Raw genomic sequence first — 20,757 nt, 5'->3', positions numbered from 1 at the left:
AAGTATGGGTGGGAAGTTGGCGGGCACCGGCAGCCGGATAGCCCATGGCAAAGTTATTCAGCCGCTGCTTGGTTTTTGCTTTCGGCCCAGGTGGCATAGCCGGCAGCCTGCGCGGGCCGGTCGGCGGGCAGTTCGCGCAGGGGCTCACAGGGCTGCAAGGTGGCGTGGCACTCCCCAGGCAGCCGCATGTAGATCTGGGTGCCCTCGGTTTTCCAAGCCAGCATGTCGTCGCTCACCTGCCGGATGATCTTGTGCGGGTTGCCGACGACCAAGCTGCGGGGCGGAATTACCTCATCGGCGCGGATAAAGCTCAGCGCCCCCACAATGCTTTCGTCCCCTATTTCCACGCGGTCCATCACCACGGCATTCATCCCAATGAGTGCGTTGCGGCCGATGGTTGCCCCGTGGATAATAGCTCCGTGGCCTATGTGGGCCATTTCGCGCAGCCGCACCGTGGTTCCCGGGAACATGTGCAGGGTGCAGTTCTCCTGCACATTGCAGTTGTCCTCGATGATGATTTGGCCCCAGTCGCCGCGAATGGCCGCCCCCGGGCCGATGTACACCTGGCGCCCGATGATAACGTTGCCGGTAACCGTAGCCTGGGGGTGCACAAAAGCCGTTTCGTGGACGACCGGGATGTAGCCGTTAAATGTGTAAATCATATATACTCTTAGGTTTGCTGGCGGTGGCGCTTGAACAGCACACCACCAACTGACTTTCTGCTTTGCTTCGAAAGTACTTGGTTGTCGGGAATTGCTGGCGCTTGATGACCTATTCGTTAAACAACGACTCAGGATTCCGCAACCGTTTGCAGGTTCCAATTCACATCAAAAAAAATAAAGACAAAATTATATACATCATTATAATATTCATAAAATCAGATCATTATGTAATAATAACATCAAGGTGAGTGATTACTCACAGAAAAAAGTGAGGCAATACTTACTGTCATTTCAAACGATTGTTGTAGTATTGCATTGTCATCGGGAAGCAAATCCCCCCGGTTTCCCGATGATCAATTCCCACGTCCTGTTTAGCCAGGTGTAACCCCACCCCATCTGGTTTTTTTCGGGAGCTGCGCGCCGCAAGGCTGCTGCTGGCAAACGAAAACAGTGTAGCCGGCCGATTCGGAGCTCCCGAGTCGGCCGGCTTCCGTTTGGCCCACCTCCAACGACGAACCAGCTTTCCTCCACGCGGTGGCTACTGGCTCAGAGCAGGTCCAGGCGGCCGCCATCTACCCGGATTTCGGCGCCCTGCACGAAAGCTGCGTCGTCGGAGGCCAGGTAGGCGATAAGGGAGGCTACATCTTCGGGCTGCCCTACGTAGGCCGGGTCTATGGTTTCGGCTCCGCTTTTCACGTTGGGGTTTTCCCAGAGCATAGGCGTGTCAATGGCTCCGGGCAGCACGGCATTTACCCGAATTCCTTTGGGCCTACCTTCCAGGGCCGCCGAGCGGGTCAGGGAGTTTACGGCCGCTTTGGCAGCGGCATAGGGTGCTACCAGCGGACTCGTTTCCACCGCGTGAATGCTGGAAACGTTGACGATGCTGCTGCCGGGTTTCAGGTGCAGAAACCCCTGCTTGATAAAGTAAAATGCCCCGAGCAGATCTACACCCAGAACGCGCAACCAGTCTTCGCCCGTAAGTTCCTGAAGCGGCTTGAACTCCATTAGCCCGGCATTATTCACGATGGCGTCGAGGCGGCCAAACCGTTCCAGCGTGCCCGCCACGGTAGCCTGAACCTGAGCCTCCACGGCCACGTCGCAGCAGCTACCCCACACTTCGGGGGCACCGGCGGCCAGTATTTCGGGGGCGGCTTCGTCCAGAGCTTCCTGGTGATGGCCCACGAGTACCACGCGGGCACCCTCGCGGGCAAAACGTTTGGCGGTGGCTAGCCCAATGCCGCCCGTGGCACCGGTAATCAGTACTACTTTGTTCTCGAAGCGCATAACAAAAAATCAGTGAAGGGAATTGGATAGCGCCCTAACCGCGGGGCTTATTGCGTAAGGGGCTTACACTGCCGTGGTGTTGGCGGAAGCGGTGGTGGTGTCCTGGCGGGTTTGCTCGGCCTGGTCCTGCTTTTGCCGGGCCCAGGGCTGGTTGCTTTCCAGGGGCAGCACAATAGGTACCTGCAGGCACACACTCTGGGCCGGCAGCACCTGGCGCCAGTCGTGGATAAGCTGCTTGTAGGCCACACCCACCGGCCGGATGTTGCGGTTCAGGTCATAGAGACCGAGCGGATTTACGGTGCCGTTGTTTTCGCGCAGGGCCGTGTCCCAGTCAACCTGATCGGTGAGAGAATACCAGGTGAAGCCTACGATGGGTACGCCGTCGTTGCGCACCCGCAGCACATTGGCCCACTCCTTCCAGAGCCAGTTCACGGCTTCGTCGCCGCAGGGCCCCTGCCAGAGGTTGGTTTCGGTGTGCATCACGGGCAGGCGGTACCGGTCGTGGTATTGCTTGGTGATGACGTGGTAGCCAAATATTTCCCCCGAGGCGGTAGTGCTGCCATCGGCCCGCACCCGGTGCTCATTGGTGCGGTAGTAGTCGTTGCCCATAATGCACTGGTGCCGGAGGTGGTTGCCCAGAAAGAAATGGTATTCGTCCCGGGTCATGCCATTATCGAGCAGGTACTCGTACATTTCCGAGTCTACGCGGCGACCATAGTTCAGGTCCAGCGACAGGAACCGCTTGGCGTTCAGCAACTCTGCCGGGCGGATGGCGGCCGGGTTTTCGGCGTGAAAGTACTCCGACGACTCGCTCTGGATAAACAGCGCATCGGGCCGCACCTCGGCTATGGCCTGCATGGCCAGCACGTTGGCTTTCACAATGTACTTAAGGGCCGTCACGAACCCGCGGTCTGACTGCAGCTGCTCGTTCCACCACCCATACAGGGCCGAAAACTCGGCGCAGATGTACATTTCGTTGACGGGCGTGTAGAGCTGCACCCAGGGAAAGCGCAGGGCGAAGGCGCGGGCATATTGCGCAAACAACGCCGGAAAATCAGGATTTTGAAAGTTACCCACCCAGTCGGGCACGCCGAAGTGGCAGAGGTCTACGATGGGGGCAATGTTGCGGCGGCGCAGGTCGCCGAAGGTGGCATCGGCAAACGTCCAGTCGTAGCGCCCGGGGCCCAGCCAAGTGGTATGAATGGGTGGTCCGTAGCGCAGAAAGGAAATGCCCAGCTCCTGCACCAGGTCGAAATCCTTTTGCCAGAACTCGTAGTGCCGGCACTTGGCCAGCTCATCTACCCGCACGGTGCCTCCCGCAATGGTAGGGTTACTGTTTTCGATACCGGTAGCAAAAAGGAATTGTGGCGTCATATCCTGGGCTGGAGAAGCGGCCGGGCGGGGCGGAAATAGGCCCGTATTTCTGGCTGAGCTTGAAAGTACTTACCGCTATCTGCCCCGACGGGTTTTGCTTGCCCGGCTGCGTGGCCCGCTTACGGCCGTAAAAACACCCCATTCACCCGGCAAACGCTGCTGTTTGGCTAAGCTGCGCGGCAAGTACTGGCTAGTTCCTGTACTTTTAGTGAAGTTCCCCATTCTGCGTTGTTTTCTATGGCTGCTCCTGTTTTTTCATCCCCCTCCTTGCCCGCTACCCTGGACGGGGCTCAACAGCGCATCCGGGAACTGGAGCAGCAACTACTCGAAAGCTCGGCGGCCACGGCCACGGCGCAGACGCGTCTGCACCTGCTGATCAACCAACTACAGGAAGGAGTAGCTTTACTGGATGAGGCCGGTACCCTCCTGCTCATCAACGACCAGGCCTGCCAGCTTTGGGGCATGCCCCTTCCGGCCAGCCAGTGGGTAGGCCATTCTTCGCGGGCTATCCAGCAGCGCTTCCGCAAGGCCGTGGCGCATCCGGAGGCATTTGCGGAGCGCCTGCACCAACTTCTGGTCGACAGGCAGCCGGCCTACAATGAGCTGGTGGAACTCAAAGATGGCCGGTTGCTGGAGCGCGACTTTCTGCCCATGCAGGAAGCACCCGGCGCCCCGGAGCACCTGCTGGTTTGCCTGCGCGACGTTACGGAGCGTCAGCGTCTGCACCAGCAGCTGCAATCCATAGCCAGTATTCCGGGCCAGAATCCCAACCCTATTCTGCGGGTAGATTTGCACGGGGAGCTTATTTATACCAATCAGTCGGCCGATAGTCTGTACGCGGCCCTCTGCCCCGAAGAGCAGCAGCAGTTGCTGGCGGCGGCCCGGCAAATAGCGGCCGCGGCCCTGGCCGAGGGCACCGAGCAGAAAATGGACCTGGCCATAGCGCGGGGCCACTTTGCTTCCTTTGTCGTGCCCCTGCCCGAATCCGGGTTTGCCAACATCTACCTGGTCAACATCACGGCGCGGGTACAGGCCGAGCAGGCCATGCTGCGGGCGAAAGAAGAAGCTGAAGCGGCCGTGAAAGCCCGCGAGAATTTCCTGGCCAACATGAGTCACGAAATCCGTACGCCCATGAACGGGGTATTGGGTATGGCCGCCCAGCTGAGTAAAACCCAGCTCGACAGCCGCCAGCGGGAGTGGCTGGGCATCATCCGCAGCTCGGGCCAGCACTTGCTCACCATCATCAACGATGTGCTGGACATGGCCAAAATCACCTCCGGCAAGCTGGAAATGGAGCAAACGCCCTTCAACCTCTGCGACTCTTTTGCCCAGGCTCTGCAGCCGCTTATTCACCAAGCCACCGAAAAAGGCCTCGTGGTGGCCGGTACTCCCCTTCGTAACTCCTGCTCTTACCCCTGGGTGCTGGGCGACCCGTACCGCCTCAACCAGATCCTGCTCAACTTGGTCAGCAATGCCATCAAGTTCACCGAGCCCGGCGGCCGCATCATCGTTATTGCGCGCGAGGTAGCCAGCACCGACACCTCCCTCACCGTGGAAGTAACGGTGGAAGATACCGGTATCGGCATTGATACCGCCCAGCAGGAGCGCATTTTTGAGGGCTTCACCCAAGCGTATGCCGATACCACGCGCCGCTTTGGCGGTACCGGGCTGGGTTTGAGTATTTCGCGGGCCCTGGTGGAGCAGTATGGAGGCAAGCTGCGCCTGCAGAGTGAAGTAGGCCGGGGCAGCACCTTTTCCTTTACACTTACTTTACCCCGCGCCCATGCTGCCCCCGCCCCGGTTGCGCCGGTAGCCTTCGACAGCGGCATTCTGCGAGGCCGGCGGGCATTGCTTTTCGAAGACAACGAAATCAACCGCGAAGTAGCGCGTCTGCTGCTGGAGGAATGGGGTATGCACGTGGACGAGGCTGAAAATGGCCTGATTGGCCTGGACTTGTACCGCCAGCGGGCTTACGACATCGTCCTGATGGATATTCAGATGCCGGGAATGAGCGGTCTGGAGGCCACGGCTGCTATCCGGCAGCTGCCCGACGCGGCGAAGGCCAACGTTCCGATTCTGGCCCTCACGGCCAACGCCTTCCGAGCGGATAATGAACAGTACCTGGCGGCAGGCATGAATGCCTGTCTGACTAAGCCCTTCGAGGAAGAAAAGCTTTATCAGCAGCTGAAGCAGCTATTAGAAAAGGCCGCTCCGCCCGCCGCCTATAACCTGGAGAAGCTGCGGGCCCTGGCGCACGGCCGCGAAGCGTTCGTAATCAAAATTATCCGCTCGTTTCTGGCCAACATTCCGGCCTCGCTCGCGCAGCTGGAAGCCGCTGCTACAGCCGGCAACTGGGAGCAGGTAGCCTCGTTGGTACACCACATCAAGCCCAACCTCGAGGCCCTCGGCATTCCTGATGTGGCTGAGGTGGTAAGCCAGCTGGAGCAGCCGGAAACCGCCCTCCAGGCCGAGCCCAGCCGCCTGGTTGCCCGCTTGGTTGCCAAGCTCCAGCGGGCCCTGCAGGAACTGCCCCGCGAGCTGCCGGCTGCGTAAGTACCGGGCTATTTTAAAGCCCACGCAGCTGCTTGAAAAAAGCTTCCTGGTAGGACTTGCCTACGGGCACTTCGTAGGGCCCCAGCTTAAGCATATTGTCTTCGATAGCCTCAATCTGGCGGGTGTTGACGATGTAGCTGCGGTGCACGCGGGCAAAGTGCGCAAACGGCAGCCGCTCGGTAATGGCTTTCAGGGTAAGGTAAACAATGTGTTTTTGCGTTTTCGTCACGAGCACCGAATAGGTAGACAGGGCTTCGATGTAGAGCACGTCCTCAAAATTGAGGCGCAGCATGCGCGGGCCCACTTTCACAAACAGCTCCGACCCGTGGGGCTCAACGGGGCCACCCTCGGGGGCGGCAGCAGCCTGCTCGGCCAGCTGCCGCTGCTCCAGCACGCGGGCTATAGCCTGGCTGAAGCGCCCCAAACCAATCGGCTTCACCAGGTAGTCGGCCACCTGCAGCTCAAAAGCATCCACGGCAAAGTCGCGGTGGCTGGTTACAACCACAATGGCGGGCGGCGGCTTGGGCAACAGGCGCACCAGCTCCAGGCCCGAGAGCTGAGGCATTTCGATATCGAGCAGCAGCAGATCGGCACGGTTGCCTTGGCTGAAGTACTGCAGGGCCTCCACGCTGCCCGGCAGCGAGGCTGCCAGCGTGAGGGTGGGCGTAAGCTCCACCAAGTGTTCCAGGGTGAGGCGGTTGATTTCGTTGTCGTCGACGATGACGCAGGTGAGTGGTGCGGGACTAGGCATGCAATGAGGTGTGGGCGAGAGCAGGACCCAAGGCTGCGGTGGTAGCCAAGCCACGCACCGGGCGCGGGCGGGCTGCCACCGCAGCCTTGGGCGTCGAAGGTACTTTTCCCTGAGTGAATAGCCCAGCTCATTCGATGAAGCCCGCCATAAGCTCGACTAGCAGTGAAAGTATGCGGCAGGCAGTTACCCTTTTTCATTCAGACAGAAAAAGCCACCGTTCACACAGCGCCCGGCAGGGTTAAGACAAAAAGCCGGCCCCGGGCTCCGGGCAGCGGGTATGTTTGCATCGTCTTCCCGCTAATCCTCCTCTCCTACTGCTTTTTAACTTCCCTGCCGCCATGAAAAAGATCTTCACTTTCCTGCTTGGTTTCTCTCTCCTGAGTGGTTCGGTACTAGCGGCCGGCCCAGCCAAAGAGCACAGCAAAGGCCTGCAGGACAAGGAGTGTACGGCTCCCGCCGCCTACGCCAAGCAGGTAGCCAACCGCTCGCAGGAGGTAACAGCCTACTTCACCGACGTACTGCGCCTTTCGCACAAGCAGGCCCTGGCCGTGCACAAGGTCACGCTGGCGAAACTGCAGGCGCTGCAGCAGGCCACGGAGCAGTCGGAGGTTTCGCCCCTGCTGGCCGACGACGAAACGCTGCTGGCCACGCCCAGCATTGCCCAGGTCATGCACCGCTACGACTTGGCCATGCTGCGCATTCTCTCCGCCGGCCAGTACAACAGCTTCCGCCTGCTGGAAGACCGCCAGCCCGCCGCCGACCTGCTGACGCTGGAAATGAGCGCCCAGTAAGTCCCCTACTGTCTACTTGCCCCGTTTTTCTACGCCCCTACCATGCAACTCCTTCGCGCCCTCACCAGTACCCTTGCCCTCGTATTGCTGGTTCTGACTTCGGCCACCGCTAACAGTAGCCCGGTTGCTGTCAGCACCACCCCCATCGTTAGCAAGCCCGTTGGCATCCGGCAACTCGCGCGCAACGTGTTCCGGCGGGCCGCCCAGCCCCGGCGCGCGGCCACAGCCTACTTCGAAACGCCCATTACCCTCACGGGCAGCGTAGTGGGGGCTGATGGACAGCCGCTGGCTGGGGCCACCATCTGGCTGGAGGGAGGCGAGGCCTGCGCCCGTACCAATGAAAAGGGCGACTTTGCCCTGCTGCTACCCACGAGCGGGCCGGTTTCGCTGATCTGCACTGCCCAGGGCTGCCGCCAGCAGGGCATGCAGCTCAGCACCGGCCACCAGCCCAACGACATCTACTTTGTGCTTCGGCCCACCGATAACCAGTAAGCCCGACTCTGCTTCGTTCGTAAAACGCCCCGCCTAGCCAGCCGGGGCGTTTTTTGTGCTCATAGGGTGGAGTTGTTCCCGGGTAGTAGCCAACGGTTTGCTGCACTACGCCGCAAACGACGCCGGCCCGATGGCAACGCCGGGGGTGTTGCGTAGCGGGCGACGGGGTATTGGTGCGGCGGGACGTCACCTTAGCGCAGGCGGGCTCGTATGTGCCCGTAGCAGCAAGCTGGCGGGGCTTTGCCGGCCTTGCTTTTCTTTGATTCAGCCTTACTCGTACTGCCTATGCCTTCCAAAAAACAACACCCTTCGGCGCAAACCTGCCCTCTTCCCACGGGCAAACTGCTGCTTATCGGCGGCCACGAAGACAAGGGCAAGCCTGCCGATGAACAGACCGAATCGGCACAGAACGTGAACTTCGCGCCGGAAGCCATTTTGGAGCGCCTGGCCCAGGAGATTGGCAACCGGGGGCCGCTGCTTGTTATTCCCACGGCCTCCGGCCTGCCCGAAGAATCCGGCCAGGACTACGTAGAGGCTTTCCGGAAGCTCAGTGGGCCTAAGGTGGTGGTGCAGAACATAGCAACTCGTACGGAGGCCAACGAGGAAAGCACACTGGCGCTGGTCGATAAGGCCGGCGGCATCCTCTTCACCGGCGGCGACCAGCTGCGCCTGACTACCCTGCTGGGCGGCACGGCCCTGCAGCGCCGCATCCAGGCCCGCTACGCCCACGAGGGGCTGGTGGTGGCCGGCACCAGCGCTGGGGCCACCGCTATGAGCACGCCTATGATTTACCAGGGCCGGGACGATGCCGGGTTTCTGAAGGGAGAAATCCACATTACCACTGGCCTGGAGCTGCTGCACGACGTGGCCGTGGATACGCACTTCATTGCGCGGGGCCGCATAGTGCGCATGGCCCAGATCCTCGCTACCAACCCAGCGTGCATAGGCCTGGGGCTGGAAGAAGACACAGCCGTGCTGGTTACGGAAGGCCGGGAGCTGGAAGTACTCGGCAGCGGCTTGGTGGTCGTCATGGACGCGCGCAACTGTAGCTCCACCAACATCCACGAGGTAGCGCCCGGCACGCCCTTCACCATGCGCGGGGTGCAGCTGCACCTGCTGGCTCGCGGCGAACGGTACTCGCTGCCCACGGCCCCTCGCCTTTATGCCTAAGCCTCGAGCCATTTTTCGCGGCGGCTGCCCAGCAAAAAGCCCCGGAGTGCTTCTCCGGGGCTTTTTACTTCGCAATTCCGTGGTTGTCCGATCCGCCCGAGGGCAATCCGGGCTTAGCGGCTGCGGCTGGTGCTGGTCTTGCCTTTTTCCTCGTTAGTCTGCGTGCGGCTGGCCTGTCCGCCTTTGCGGCCGGCGGCCCGCGCCTCTTCCGACGTCCACTGATGACCGCGGCCGCTCAGGTGAGAAGCCCGGCCGCCTTCGCTGGCAATACGACGCTGCATTTCGGGGTCCATCGAGGCAAAGCCCCGCAGACTGGTTTTCTTGGTTTCAGGAGCAGTAGACTGCGTGCCTTTGCGGCCGCTGGCGGCGGTGGCTGCACCACCACGCTGAGTTCCTTGAGTAAGAGCCATGAGTATCGTAAAAAAGAGGATGAAGTAGATAGCTAAAGGAACGGAACTCTAGGGGAAATGGGTTGCTGTTGCCCAAGCAAAAAATGCCCATTTCAGCTAAATTACCGACTTTCCCGGATGTTACTGTCGGGGTTTTTCCCACCAAACGCGAAAGACCCTTACTGTTCAGCTATCGTTTATCAAGCCGGTAGTTCTACGCTGCCGCCAGACTCAGTCATAGTTCTTCGGGATGCTGATTTTTTCGGACGTAAGCATGGCGTACGCGTCCGTGCAAACGGGTTTTCCTGGTTCCAGAACAGCTCCTGGCTCCGTGCTGTCAGGAGGGAGTACCAGAGACGTTTATTCACTGCTCATAGGTTGGGGACTTCCCGTAGCGGTAGCACTCCGCCTTCAGCCTGCGTGGCAGGTTAGCCCGTTTCTCCGCCAGACCGCTCTGGCTCCCACAGCGTACTGCCGGGCACAACCACGCAGAACCTTCCCCCTCGCACCGCACTGGTTTTGCGAAAAACCCGGATACCACCTCCGTTTTTCTCCCCGAAAATACCAGTTTACCACCACGCAATTCCGGCTAATCATCGGCAGAAACGCTCGTATAGCCAACGTAGAATAACGGCGGCCGCTCCGGTTTGCCTTCACCTCACGTTTTTGATTATGATGACCAAGTTCCGAAAGTTCCTGCTGGCCACCGCACTCCTGAGCTCCATGCTCACCTTTAGCGCCTGCAACAACACCGAATCCAACAATTCCTCCAACCCTGGCACGGCAGACGTTGACGGTAACGGCAGCGCCGATATCAACGGCAGCTCCGGCACTGCGTCCGACTCTACAGGTATGGGCATGGAATCGGGCAGTGGCACCCTCGAAGATCAACAGGGTTCCTCGGGGGGCACGATGGAAACGGGCATGACCTCCGGCAGCTCATCTGGGGGCAACAACAATGGCAGCGTGGAAACTACCACCCCGGCTGGTAGCACCAGCGGCAGCACGGGCAGCACTACCGGTGGGCAGTAAGCCTGTCCAGTCTTTCATCTCAGCAAGCTTGCTATGACTGCTTCTGCCAACCGGGCTAATACGCCCGCGCTTTTCCCGGTCGTGGATGGCCTCTGGGGGCTGCGCAACGTGTTTGTCAATTTGTACTACGTGCGCACCAGTCCCACTTCCTGGGTTCTGATTGATGCCGGCCTGCCCGGCTCGGGGCCTAAGTTGGTACACGAGGCGGCGCTACTTTTCGGGGCAGACGTACCGCCCACCGCTATTTTGCTTACGCATGGCCATTTCGACCACGTGGGCGCCCTGGGGCACCTGCTCCAGGTATGGCCCGAGGTGCCGGTGTATGCTCACGCCCTGGAGCTACCTTACCTCAAGGGCTTATCGGCCTATCCGCCGCCCGACCCCACCGTCGGCGGTGGCCTGATGGCGGCCATGTCCTTTCTTTACCCCAAGCAGCCTCTTGATCTGGGCCCGCGGGTACATACCCTGCCGGCGGACGGGAGTTGTCCGCACTTACCCGGGTGGCGGTGGCTAGCCACTCCCGGCCACTCGCCCGGGCACGTCTCGTTCTTCCAGGAAGCTTCGCGCGTGCTGGTTGCCGGCGACGCCTTTGTCACCGTACGGGCCGAATCGGGTTTGGCTACCCTGGCCCAGAAGCAGGAAGTACACGGTCCACCCGCCTATTTCACCCCCGATTGGCCGCAGGCCAGCCGCTCCGTTAGCCTGCTAGCCGCCTTGCAGCCGACGGTAGCAGCCACCGGGCATGGTATTCCTATGCGTGGCTCGGAACTCCGGCAGGCGCTGGTCAACCTGGCCGAGCATTTTGCGGAGCAGGCCGTTCCCCGTCACGGGCGCTACGTGAACACCCCAGCTGAGGCCGATGAAACCGGGATAACATACGTACCCCCCGTCCATTTTCCGGTTGTCCCGGCCCTGGCGCTGGGTGTGGGCCTAGCGGTGGCCGGCAGCGTATATCTGCTGCGTCGCCGTTAGTGGCCCGGTAGTGCTTGGCTGGCTTAGCCGCCCACCTACGCATTGTAGGTGGGCGGCTTTTTTGGTTGGCTGCCGGGGCCCCTGCTTCCTTATCCGAGCCGGCCCGGAGCCCCTTCCCGGAGCATGTTTCTTACCCATGCGGGAGACTTTTCCAAGAAGCTGGCTGCAGCAACTGCGGCTGACTTGATGCCGGCATCGTCTTTACGAGGGACTCCTCGGGTACGCTTTGGCCACCGGGCAAAGCTGTAGCTGACGCCAAGGAGCAGGCAGCCTCAGGGAGCCCCGGCAACAGATAATCGGGCACCGGCGCTTGTTGGTAACCATCTGTTGCGTTCATTTGGGGTCAACAGGTACTTCCTTTCTTTTCCTCAGCGCTGCCGTATGCCTCCTTCCAAGCATAAAACCTCTATTCGCGATATTGCTCAGCAGCTAGGCCTGTCGACCTCCACGGTTTCCCGCGGCTTGGCCAACCACAAGGATATCAGCGAAACTACCAAGGAAAAAATCCGGCAGGTGGCCCAGGAGCTCAACTACCGCCCCAACCAGCTGGCGGCGGCGTTGCGCAAAGGCCACAGCAAAACGCTGGGCGTGATTGTGCCCCACATCAACGGTTATTTTTTTCCGGCCGTGATGAATGGCATCGAGAAAGTAGCCACCCAGGAGGGCTTCACGCTCATGATGTGTCAGTCGAATGAGGACTTCCGCCGCGAGCAGCAGAACATCGATGCCCTGCTGGCTGCTCAGGTAGAGGGAATTCTGATGTCGGTATCAGCCACAACGTTCAAGGAAACCCAGCACTTCGAGCAGGTCCGGCAGCAAGGTACTCCCTTGGTTTTTTTCGACCGGATGCCGGAGCTACCCAACAGCATGGCCGTGATTCTGGACGATTACCAAGGGGCTTACCAAGCTACCAAGCACCTCATTGAGCAGGGCTGCACGCGCATTGCGCACCTGGCCGGCCCTCAGCACCTGAACACCAGCCGTAACCGCTTTCTGGGCTACCAGGCTGCCCTGGAGTCGCACGGTCTGCCTTTCCACGAGCACGCCGTGTACGCGCTACCCTCGCTCACACACGACGCCGGCCGCCTGGGAATGCAGCACCTGCTGGCCCTGGAGCCTGACCTCAACGGTATTTTTGCGGCCTACGCCATTCCCTCGGTAGGAGCCCTGGAAGTGTTGCGGGAAAAAAACCTGCGGGTGCCCCAGGACATTGCCCTGGCCTGCTTCAGCAACGAGCCATTTACGACCATGACCCAGCCCCGCCTCACGGTAGTAGACCAGCGGGCCGAGCAGATGGGCGAAACGGCCGTGCGCTTGTTTCTGCAACTACTCAAGCGCGGCCCCGCCTATGCCCCGCCGCACCTAGTGCTTAAGCCCGAGCTGGTTATCCGGGATTCTTCCCTGCACCGCTCCCGGGAACCCCAGCCCACCCCGTAGACTAAGCCACTCCCACCCGCTTCTTCATCTTTCCCAGGTTTATGCGTACGGCGTTGTCCCGGCAGGAATTATTTCAACAAGTTGAGCACCAACTCCGAGAGCAGGGTTTTGGCATCATCCAGCAGGATCGAACCCGGCCCTGGGGCGGATTCTTCGTGCTCGACGAGGCCCAGGCCCAGCCCTTCGCCGACGCCTACTTCGCGGGTATGAGCGTGGAGGAACTCCGTATTTCCGGCAAGCTAAGCCCCAAGCTGCTGCTCGTGGCCCCGCACCAGCGCCTATCGTGGCAGTACCACCACCGCCGGGCCGAAATCTGGCGGGTGGTGCAGGGCCCGGTTGGAGTAGCTACCAGTTCCACCAACGAAGAAGGCCCCCTCCAGACGTACGGGCCGGGTCAGTCTCTCCTGCTGCGCCAGGGTGAGCGGCACCGCCTCGTAGGGCTGGCCACCTGGGGAATAGTAGCCGAAATCTGGCAGCACACGCAGGCCGGCTGGCCCTCCGATGAAGACGATATTGTGCGGCTGCAGGACGATTTCGGCCGCTGAGCCCGGCTCTTTTCTCGGGTTACCGGGCTGCTGCGTCGTCTCTCAGGCGTGGCAGGAGCCCTGCGCTGCTACGAAGCCTTCGGCTGCCAGCGGCTCCTGGCCTGTATAGCCCAGGGCCGTAAACGCCTACCCGAAATTACTGGCCCAACCTGGGAAAAGACAGGGGCCGCTTCCACTTATTGGGAATAGTATCTAACTAATAATATAATTAAAATAATCATACCGAAGGTCACTCCAAGCCCACAAATGGGCATCAAATTAAAATAATTAATATTTTTATTGAGGAGCCTAATCAACAAGTCCGCTGAAAGGTTAGCTTTACTTATAACTGAACAGTGTTGTTGATGTTGACGGTAGTTATGGTATGAGATACGGTTCCCATTTACCCAAAAAACATGGCGTTCCGAACTGCTCTTCTTGCCCCTGCGCGCAACAAGGCCTTCTCAGCGCCTGCCAGCACGAGCAACTGGCGCTGCTTTCCACCAGTAAAGTCAGCCAGTTCTACCTCAAAGGCCAGTTGATTTACACCCAAGGCAGCCAATGCCAGGGCTTACATTGCATCTATCAGGGAAAAGTCAAAATCACCAAAATAGCGGGCGACGGCAAAGAGCAGATTATTCGGCTGGCCAATACCGGCGACGTGGTGGGCGTATGCGCGCTGCTGGGCGAAACAACCTACCAAACCTCGGCAGTGGCGCTGGAAGACTGCGTAGCCTGTCTGATTCCACGCCAGGACATCCTGACGCTGCTGCAATCGAACGTACAGTTTGTGGGGGCTATCATGAAGCAGCTTTCTCAGGCCCTGAACATGGCCGACCACCGCACCCTGACTATGGCTTATAAGCCGGTGCGGGAGCGGTTGGCCGAAGCGTTGCTGCTCTTGCGTGATACCTACCATCAGGATGCTTCCCAGCTCTTTACAATTGCTATTTCCCGGGAAGACCTGGCTTCCCTTGTGGGCACCGCCAAGGAAACCGTGAGCCGACTGCTCTCGGAACTGAAGGAAGAGGGTATTATAGCTACCAAGGGCAGTAGTATTACTCTCCTGCAGCCCCAGACCCTGGTTGAAATCAGTACCCAGTACGACTGAGCCCCAAGGGAAGTAAACCGTCGGGGTTGCAGCATGTTTAGAAATTGAGATGAATCAACTGAAAAAGTGATGTACGTCATTTTTTAAATCGATTCTACCCTTGTAATTTGATAACATGAAAAGCAGATGAATTGAACTTATCAAAGACAAGCAGAAGCATATAAAAACTGATTAAACTACAATATAGTACCTCATATCACTTATCCTACGCCTTGCTCCTCTTTACTTAAGCTCCGGCTTAAGGCAGCACCTAAAGCGCATTTAAACGCCCTAAAAGCCCTAAAAAAGCCTTAATCGTTTAAAACGGCACTCTACCACCACCAGTAATAGTATAAAAAAACGCCTCACCAGAAGCTCTGGCGGAGCGTGCCTTTCCTAAACTCTATTTTTTCATTTTTCCACCACTCAACCTTCCCCTACCATGGCGTACTCTGACAATTCTCCTGCTGGTAAAGTAGTGCAGGGCATCCTATCCGATCTGCCCGGCCTGATGGCAGTAGCCGTCGTTGACGTTACCTCCGGCATGAGCCTGGCATCCCACTCCAACTCTCCCGCCATCAACCCCGATACGGCCGCCGCTTACAACACGGAAGTGGTGAAGCAGAAGCAGAAAGCCATGTCGGCGCTGAAGCTGCAGGGCGAGAAAATTGAGGACATCCTCATCTCCCTCAGCAACCAGTCGCACTTGCTGAAGCTGACGGATAACGGCACCAAATTCATTTACCTGGTGGTGAACTCCCGCGACACCAACCTGGCTATTGCCCGCGAGGTATTGCGCGACCATGTAAGCCAGCTCAACTAAGCGCACTGCCTAAACCCTCGGACCCCGCCCGGCTGCGCCACCACTGGCAGCGAAGCTGATGATTGTGGGTCGGGGCGCCTTCGCCTCCATGAAACTTGATTTCCTGCAACGTCTGCCATTTGGTGCGGGCCGCGTCACCCACCGCATCGTTTCGGATGCGGCCGCCGGCCCCGAGCGCACCGCCGCCGAAGCCATGCTCAAGCGCGTGCTGGCCGATTTGCCGGAAGTATTGGTTGCAGCCGTCATCGGGCTAAGCTCGGGCCAGCCACTGGCGAGTTACACCACCTCCCGCGACGCCAACGTGACCAAAATCTGTGGCTATAACGCGGAAGTGGTGCGCCAGACCAAGCAAGCCCTGCACGCCCTGCGCCTGCCCAACGAACAGATTGACGACATCCTCATCACGCTCAGCGGGCAGCTGCACTTGTTACGCCCGCTACCCGGAGGCCGTCAGTTGCTCTACCTCGCCGTCGATAGCCGCGACACCAACCTGGCTCTGGCCCGGGCAGTGATACGCGCCTGCGCCGGAGAATAATCGGCCTACTTCCGGCATAAGCTGACGCTGCTTATGCTTCTCTCGCACTTCTCCTCCATCACCTTTATTCTTTGAAGCAATGAAACTGACTGCCTACCCTTTCGACCCCGCCACTGGCGAAATTCTCCCCGTATACCGCGACGCCTACCTACGTGGTGACCTCGCCCAACCTCATACGCAAGCAGTGGATGCGTATCTGAAATCCAACAGCCACCACGCCGATGATACGCTGCGCCGCTTCTACGAGATGAAGCAGCAGGGCGAGCAGGTGCGCCCCATTGGGTGGGTGCAGCGCCAGTTTGAGCTGATGCGCACCGAACCCAAACGCTTCCGCCAGCGGGCGGCCACGCTGGTTATGGGCGGCGCCCTGCTGGCCGGAGCCGTTTTTGCCGGCACCAACCTCACCAATAACTCCGATGAGGATATAACTACCCTGGCCGCGCCAGCTACCCTGGAAGCGGCCAATGCCCCCCGCATGATTACGGTGCGTGGCCGCATCCTGGATGAGAACGGCCGGCCCCTGATTGGCGCTACGGTCCTGCAAAAAGGGAGCCTGCGTGGGGTGAGCACCAACGCCGAAGGCGCCTACGCCCTGCGCGTGCCCGCCGGCACCAACACCCTCGTGTACGGCTACGGCGGCTACACCAACGACGAAGTTCAGGTCGCCAGCAGCAGCACGCAGGACGTTACCCTGCTGCCCCGCGACATGGTAGCCGAGCAGAAAGCCACCAAAAAAGCACGTCGCTGGCTGTTTTTCTAACCGCTCTAGTTGTTGCGCCGGCCCGGCATGGGTGACCCTAATTCCGCAGATGTGAAAGCCCGCACGTATCGAAAACAGGTGGCCGCCACCCGCAACGCAACTATGGCCGCTGCGGCAGCCCAAAAGGCGCTGGCAGGCTTGCTCAAGAGCCTGCCAGCGCTGGTAGCCGTAGCCATAGTCCAGGCCGATACCGGCGACACGCTGGCCCACCATTCTACTGCGGGCAGCCTCAACCCCGAAACCGCCGCCGCTTACAACGCGGAAGTGGTCCGCCAAAAGCAGAAGGCCCTGGCCGCCCTGCAGCTGACCACGGAAAGCATCGACGACATTCTGATCAGCCTTACCACGCAGCTGCACTTGATTAAGCTAACGGCGGATGGCAGTAAGTTCATTTATCTGGTGGCCGATGCCCGGCAAACCAGTCTGGCTATGGCCCGCGAAGCGCTTCGAAACAGTATGGAGGAGCTGGAATAGCGAAACCTGGGCTGCATGCCTTACCAAAGCAGTAACTACCCGGCCTGCCCTACCCGCCGGACGGTACCCTTTGGCACGTAATTTTTGCCAACACGCCGCTACACACCGTTTACCGAATTATCCAAGCAGAAAGTCGCCCGGGAGCCGCGTGGTTCCCGGGCGACTTTTTGCTTGGAGGGGCGGGCTCAACGGCCGCGCGCTCCGCGTGTCACCCGTAAGCCTTGAGCTTGGCCCGGCCGCTTCTGCCCCCGGCAACACCCGACAAAATACGCCCGTTGCTTCGGTAGCTCGGAAATTGCTGGCACCTTTGGGGTCCGTTTTCCTAGCGCCGCCCCCGATGAACGCCACCGAGCAAGAAGAAAGAGAATACCTGGAAGAAATCAAGGAGAAACTCACGCTGGCAGTGCGGCGAGTGGATGATGCCGTCCGGCAGTTTTCCACGGAATTGCGCCAGAAAAAGCAGTACATCCACGAGCACCAGTCGGGCATGGACGAAGCCGACATGGTGGCCGCCGACCAATCCATCAACCGCATGGCCCTCACGGGCGAAGGCGCCGTGGCCCGCAAGCGCCGCCTCATTAAGCTGGTTCAATCCCCGTACTTCGGCCGCCTCGATTTTGCGCCTCAGAACCAGGCCGCTGCGCCGGTGTACATCGGGGTGCATTCCTTTTTCGACGAGCAGCAGCGCCAGAACCTGATTTACGATTGGCGCGCGCCCATTTCTTCGTTGTTCTACGACTTTGAGCTGGGGGAAGCTTCCTACGCCACGCCCTCGGGCACCGTGCACGGCCGCATCGGCCTGAAGCGGCAGTACAAAATCCGGGATGGGCGCCTGGAGTTCCTGCTCGACAGCGCCGTAAACATCCACGACGACGTGCTGCAGCAGGAGCTGGCCAAGTCCTCCGACGATAAGATGAAAAACATCGTCGCCACCATCCAGCGCGACCAGAACGCGGTGATCCGCAACGAGGAAGCTACGGTGATGGTTATTCAGGGCGTGGCCGGGTCGGGCAAAACGTCCATTGCCCTGCACCGCATTGCCTTCCTGCTTTACCGCTACCGCGAAACCATTTCGGCCAAGGATATTCTCATCATCTCACCTAACAAGGTTTTTGCCGACTACATTTCCAACGTGCTGCCGGAGCTGGGCGAGGAGCACATTCCGGAAATGGGCATGGAAGAGCTGGCCGCCGACCTGCTCGAAGGCCGGTACCAGTTCCAGACGTTCTTCGACCAGGTAGCGGCTTTGCTGGAGCAGCACGACGCGGCCTTTATTGCGCGCATTCAGTTCAAGTCGTCGTTTGAGTTTCTGAGCCAGCTCAACCAGTATCTGCTGCACATCGAAAACACTTATTTCGCCGTGGCCGACCTGCGCGTGGGCCGCACCGTGGTGCCAGCGGCCTTCACCCAGCAGAGGTTTCGGGCCTACCACCGGGTGCCCCTGCTCAACCGGTTTGCGCTGGTGGCTAACGATGTGCGGGCCTACGTGCGCGATAAAGCCGGGCGCAAGCTCACGGGCCAGGAAAAAGCCACCATTGGGGAAGGTATTCCGCGCATGTTCAAGTTCAACAACGTGCTGGACCTGTACCGGGATTTTTACCGCTGGCTTGGGCGGCCGGAGCTGCTGAAGCTGGACCACCACCGGCCCCTGGAGTACGCCGATGTGTTTGCCCTGATTTACCTGCGCATCCGCCTGGAAGGCGCCTCGGCTTACGGCCACGTGAAGCACCTATTGGTAGACGAAATGCAGGACTACACGCCCGTGCAGTACGCGGTGCTGTCGCGCCTGTTCCACTGCCGCAAAACAATTCTGGGCGACGTCAGCCAGACGGTGAATCCGTACAGTGCGTCCTCGGCCGAAACCATTGAGCGGGTGTTTCCGCAGGCCGATGTGGTGAAGCTTTACCGCAGCTACCGGTCCACTATCGAAATTACCGCCTTCGCCCAGCGCATCACCCCCAACCCCCGTATTCTCCCGCTGGAACGACACGGTCCGGAGCCCGCTGTGCAGGCTTTCAGCACTAAGGAAGAGGAACTGCAGGCCATTCAGCAACTGCTGGCGAACTTCCAAACTTCGGGCCGTCATTCCCTGGGCATTATCTGCAAAACCTTGCCTCAGGCCAAGCAGGCCTACGAGACTCTGCAGGCCTCGGGCGTATATCTGCTCACGGATGAGTCGACCAAATTCAAGGAAGGCGTCATCATCACCACGGCCCACCTGGCGAAAGGGCTGGAATTCGACGAAGTAATCGTGCCCTTTGCTTCGGCCCGGAATTACAAGACGGAGGTGGATCGGAGTATGCTCTACGTAGCCTGCACCCGGGCCATGCACCAGCTTACTCTTACATACACGGGTGAGCAGCCCGCCTTTCTGCAGGCCTAAAAAACTTCTCAGAACCCCATGACTGTAAAAGAAAAACCCGCTTCACGTTATCGTGAAGCGGGTTTTCGTGGGCTTCTACAAGCCCACGGCCAACCGCAGCACCTACACCATCGGTTCGGGCTTCGTCCGGCTGGGCGGTAGTCTGGCATGGCCGAGTAAAAACAGGCCGTGTGAAGTCTTACCTTCCGCTGCCATGCCCGACAGAATACTTCTGCGCCCCCCGCCGTTAACCCGCAAAACACACCATAGCAATTGATGTTTTCCCATTAGCCGCATCGCGCTTGATGCAGACACCTGTTGTCGACTTTGGCGCGACATGTACCTTCCCTGATCATCGTCCCTTTTTATCTATAACAGTGATAATCTGTTAAGTCGAGCTGCATCTGCACCGACGACAAAACTACTGAACCACAACTCGTTACCCTATCCTTTTCCCCAATGAAACCACTATTCCCCCTTGTGTGCCTACTTGTGTGCCTCGCCAGCGTTGCGCGGGGCCAAGCCCCCATGGCATGGCCCCTTGACCCGGTTACGCACCGCATCCACTACCAGGCCGTCGTGACGGTCGTCGGTGTCAGCCAACCCGATTTGCTGACTCGCGCGTGCGAATGGGCCACCGGAACGGCTCACCCGGATACACCGCCGGTCATTAAGCACGAGCCGGACACCGAGGTGCTCATCATGTCGGGGGCTCAACCTTTTGCCTGTACCTATCCTTTGGAGAGTACGGGCAATGGCCTTCCCCGAACTCGTACGACCACCCTGAGGCTGCACTATACCGTGCGCCTGTACCTACGGGAGGGTCGCTACCGGTACGAGGCAACGAATTTTGTCTTTGCGTGGCCGGACGATTCCACACAGGAGCCGGCCGAAGTTGAGTTAATTGAAATGAAAGCCATCAACGAAGATGGAGCCAGAAGTCTCACCGCCATGCGCACGCGCTTTCAGGAGGTCACTGCGACGCTGCTCACCCAACTCCAGGACGCGATGAGAAAACCGAGTGGAAAGTCAGCGGCCAAAGGAGGGTATTAGCGGTAGTGGCTCTGGTTTAACGGGGTCGTTTTAGAGCTCCATACATGAGCCAAAAAGCCATGTTTTACCTAAAAAGAGAAAAACCCCGTCAGAAGGTTGCTAACGGGGTTTTTCCTGTACACTTGTGGGCCCAACTGGAATCGAACCAGTGACCTACTGATTATGAGTCAGTTGCTCTAACCGATTGAGCTATAGGCCCGGTGCGAAACCTACCGCGTGCGGTTGGTTT

Annotated in this window: 20 protein-coding genes and 1 tRNA gene; 15 read left to right on the top strand and 6 right to left on the bottom strand. The window is 59.4% G+C overall.

What is annotated here, in order from left to right; translation table 11 throughout:
- Positions 1 to 53 precede the first annotated feature (53 nt).
- The 3 genes from HER32_RS17750 to HER32_RS17740 all read right to left on the bottom strand — a co-directional run bounded on the left by HER32_RS17750 (position 54) and on the right by HER32_RS17740 (position 3,320).
- Positions 54 to 662: a transferase hexapeptide repeat family protein gene (locus HER32_RS17750; RefSeq protein WP_168682846.1), complete on the bottom strand. Its 609-nt coding sequence runs from the start codon at positions 660 to 662 to the stop codon at positions 54 to 56.
- Between the two features lie 546 nt (positions 663 to 1,208).
- Positions 1,209 to 1,946 (bottom strand): SDR family NAD(P)-dependent oxidoreductase, encoded by a 738-nt coding sequence (locus tag HER32_RS17745; protein ID WP_168682845.1) that lies wholly within the window; start codon positions 1,944 to 1,946, stop codon positions 1,209 to 1,211.
- A gap of 63 nt (positions 1,947 to 2,009) precedes the next feature.
- The gene (locus HER32_RS17740; RefSeq protein WP_149070425.1) at positions 2,010 to 3,320 is read right to left on the bottom strand and encodes a family 1 glycosylhydrolase; all 1,311 of its coding nucleotides are present in this window, start codon (positions 3,318 to 3,320) and stop codon (positions 2,010 to 2,012) included.
- Between the two features lie 237 nt (positions 3,321 to 3,557).
- On the opposite strand from HER32_RS17740, the gene HER32_RS17735 reads away from it, so the two are divergent.
- Positions 3,558 to 5,873 carry an ATP-binding protein gene (locus tag HER32_RS17735; protein WP_168682844.1) on the top strand — a complete coding sequence of 772 codons (2,316 nt, stop codon included), beginning with the start codon at positions 3,558 to 3,560 and terminating at the stop codon, positions 5,871 to 5,873.
- Between the two features lie 13 nt (positions 5,874 to 5,886).
- Here HER32_RS17735 and HER32_RS17730 read toward each other — a convergent pair whose 3' ends face one another.
- The gene (locus HER32_RS17730; RefSeq protein ID WP_149070427.1) at positions 5,887 to 6,624 is read right to left on the bottom strand and encodes a LytR/AlgR family response regulator transcription factor; all 738 of its coding nucleotides are present in this window, start codon (positions 6,622 to 6,624) and stop codon (positions 5,887 to 5,889) included.
- A 338-nt stretch (positions 6,625 to 6,962) separates the two neighbouring features.
- On the opposite strand from HER32_RS17730, the gene HER32_RS17725 reads away from it, so the two are divergent.
- The 3 genes from HER32_RS17725 (at position 6,963) to HER32_RS17715 (ending at position 9,077) form a co-directional block, all read left to right on the top strand.
- On the top strand, positions 6,963 to 7,415 hold the full coding sequence (locus HER32_RS17725) for a hypothetical protein (protein ID WP_168682843.1): 453 nt from the start codon (positions 6,963 to 6,965) through the stop codon (positions 7,413 to 7,415).
- A 42-nt stretch (positions 7,416 to 7,457) separates the two neighbouring features.
- Positions 7,458 to 7,907 carry a carboxypeptidase regulatory-like domain-containing protein gene (locus HER32_RS17720; protein ID WP_168682842.1) on the top strand — a complete coding sequence of 150 codons (450 nt, stop codon included), beginning with the start codon at positions 7,458 to 7,460 and terminating at the stop codon, positions 7,905 to 7,907.
- Between the two features lie 285 nt (positions 7,908 to 8,192).
- The gene (locus tag HER32_RS17715; protein WP_168682841.1) at positions 8,193 to 9,077 is read left to right on the top strand and encodes a cyanophycinase; all 885 of its coding nucleotides are present in this window, start codon (positions 8,193 to 8,195) and stop codon (positions 9,075 to 9,077) included.
- A gap of 113 nt (positions 9,078 to 9,190) precedes the next feature.
- On the opposite strand, the gene HER32_RS17710 is transcribed toward HER32_RS17715, so the two are convergent.
- Entirely contained in the window at positions 9,191 to 9,487 is a 297-nt protein-coding gene (locus HER32_RS17710) for a KGG domain-containing protein (protein WP_149070431.1), read from the bottom strand.
- Positions 9,488 to 10,138: 651 nt separating this feature from the next.
- Here HER32_RS17710 and HER32_RS17705 point away from each other — a divergent pair.
- From HER32_RS17705 to HER32_RS17655, 11 genes are all read left to right on the top strand, one after another.
- The gene (locus tag HER32_RS17705) at positions 10,139 to 10,498 is read left to right on the top strand and encodes a hypothetical protein (protein ID WP_168682840.1); all 360 of its coding nucleotides are present in this window, start codon (positions 10,139 to 10,141) and stop codon (positions 10,496 to 10,498) included.
- A gap of 33 nt (positions 10,499 to 10,531) precedes the next feature.
- On the top strand, positions 10,532 to 11,470 hold the full coding sequence (locus HER32_RS17700) for an MBL fold metallo-hydrolase (RefSeq protein ID WP_168682839.1): 939 nt from the start codon (positions 10,532 to 10,534) through the stop codon (positions 11,468 to 11,470).
- A 381-nt stretch (positions 11,471 to 11,851) separates the two neighbouring features.
- Positions 11,852 to 12,907 (top strand): LacI family DNA-binding transcriptional regulator, encoded by a 1,056-nt coding sequence (locus HER32_RS17695; protein WP_168682838.1) that lies wholly within the window; start codon positions 11,852 to 11,854, stop codon positions 12,905 to 12,907.
- A gap of 41 nt (positions 12,908 to 12,948) precedes the next feature.
- Positions 12,949 to 13,452 (top strand): phosphoheptose isomerase, encoded by a 504-nt coding sequence (locus HER32_RS17690; RefSeq protein WP_168682837.1) that lies wholly within the window; start codon positions 12,949 to 12,951, stop codon positions 13,450 to 13,452.
- Positions 13,453 to 13,816: 364 nt separating this feature from the next.
- Positions 13,817 to 14,542, top strand: a complete 726-nt coding sequence (locus HER32_RS17685; protein WP_262888174.1) for a Crp/Fnr family transcriptional regulator — start codon at positions 13,817 to 13,819, stop codon at positions 14,540 to 14,542.
- Between the two features lie 421 nt (positions 14,543 to 14,963).
- Positions 14,964 to 15,344 (top strand): hypothetical protein, encoded by a 381-nt coding sequence (locus HER32_RS17680; RefSeq protein WP_149070438.1) that lies wholly within the window; start codon positions 14,964 to 14,966, stop codon positions 15,342 to 15,344.
- Positions 15,345 to 15,432: 88 nt separating this feature from the next.
- Positions 15,433 to 15,879, top strand: coding sequence for a hypothetical protein (locus tag HER32_RS17675; protein ID WP_168682835.1), 447 nt, complete (start codon positions 15,433 to 15,435; stop codon positions 15,877 to 15,879).
- 79 nt (positions 15,880 to 15,958) lie between these two features.
- Positions 15,959 to 16,639, top strand: a complete 681-nt coding sequence (locus HER32_RS17670) for a carboxypeptidase-like regulatory domain-containing protein (RefSeq protein WP_149070440.1) — start codon at positions 15,959 to 15,961, stop codon at positions 16,637 to 16,639.
- A gap of 51 nt (positions 16,640 to 16,690) precedes the next feature.
- Positions 16,691 to 17,113, top strand: a complete 423-nt coding sequence (locus HER32_RS17665) for a hypothetical protein (RefSeq protein ID WP_232066297.1) — start codon at positions 16,691 to 16,693, stop codon at positions 17,111 to 17,113.
- 337 nt (positions 17,114 to 17,450) lie between these two features.
- Positions 17,451 to 19,496 carry a HelD family protein gene (locus HER32_RS17660; protein WP_168682834.1) on the top strand — a complete coding sequence of 682 codons (2,046 nt, stop codon included), beginning with the start codon at positions 17,451 to 17,453 and terminating at the stop codon, positions 19,494 to 19,496.
- A 507-nt stretch (positions 19,497 to 20,003) separates the two neighbouring features.
- Positions 20,004 to 20,528, top strand: coding sequence for a hypothetical protein (locus HER32_RS17655; protein WP_168682833.1), 525 nt, complete (start codon positions 20,004 to 20,006; stop codon positions 20,526 to 20,528).
- A gap of 125 nt (positions 20,529 to 20,653) precedes the next feature.
- Here the strand turns inward: HER32_RS17655 and HER32_RS17650 are convergent.
- Positions 20,654 to 20,727, bottom strand: a tRNA-Ile gene (locus tag HER32_RS17650).
- Positions 20,728 to 20,757 lie beyond the last annotated feature (30 nt).

The sequence above is a fragment of the Hymenobacter sp. BT18 genome, assembly GCF_012273015.1.
Lineage (GTDB): Bacteria > Bacteroidota > Bacteroidia > Cytophagales > Hymenobacteraceae > Hymenobacter > Hymenobacter lutimineralis.
The sequence above is the reverse complement of the archived record's forward strand: the minus strand, read 5'-3'. Positions and strand labels throughout refer to the sequence as shown.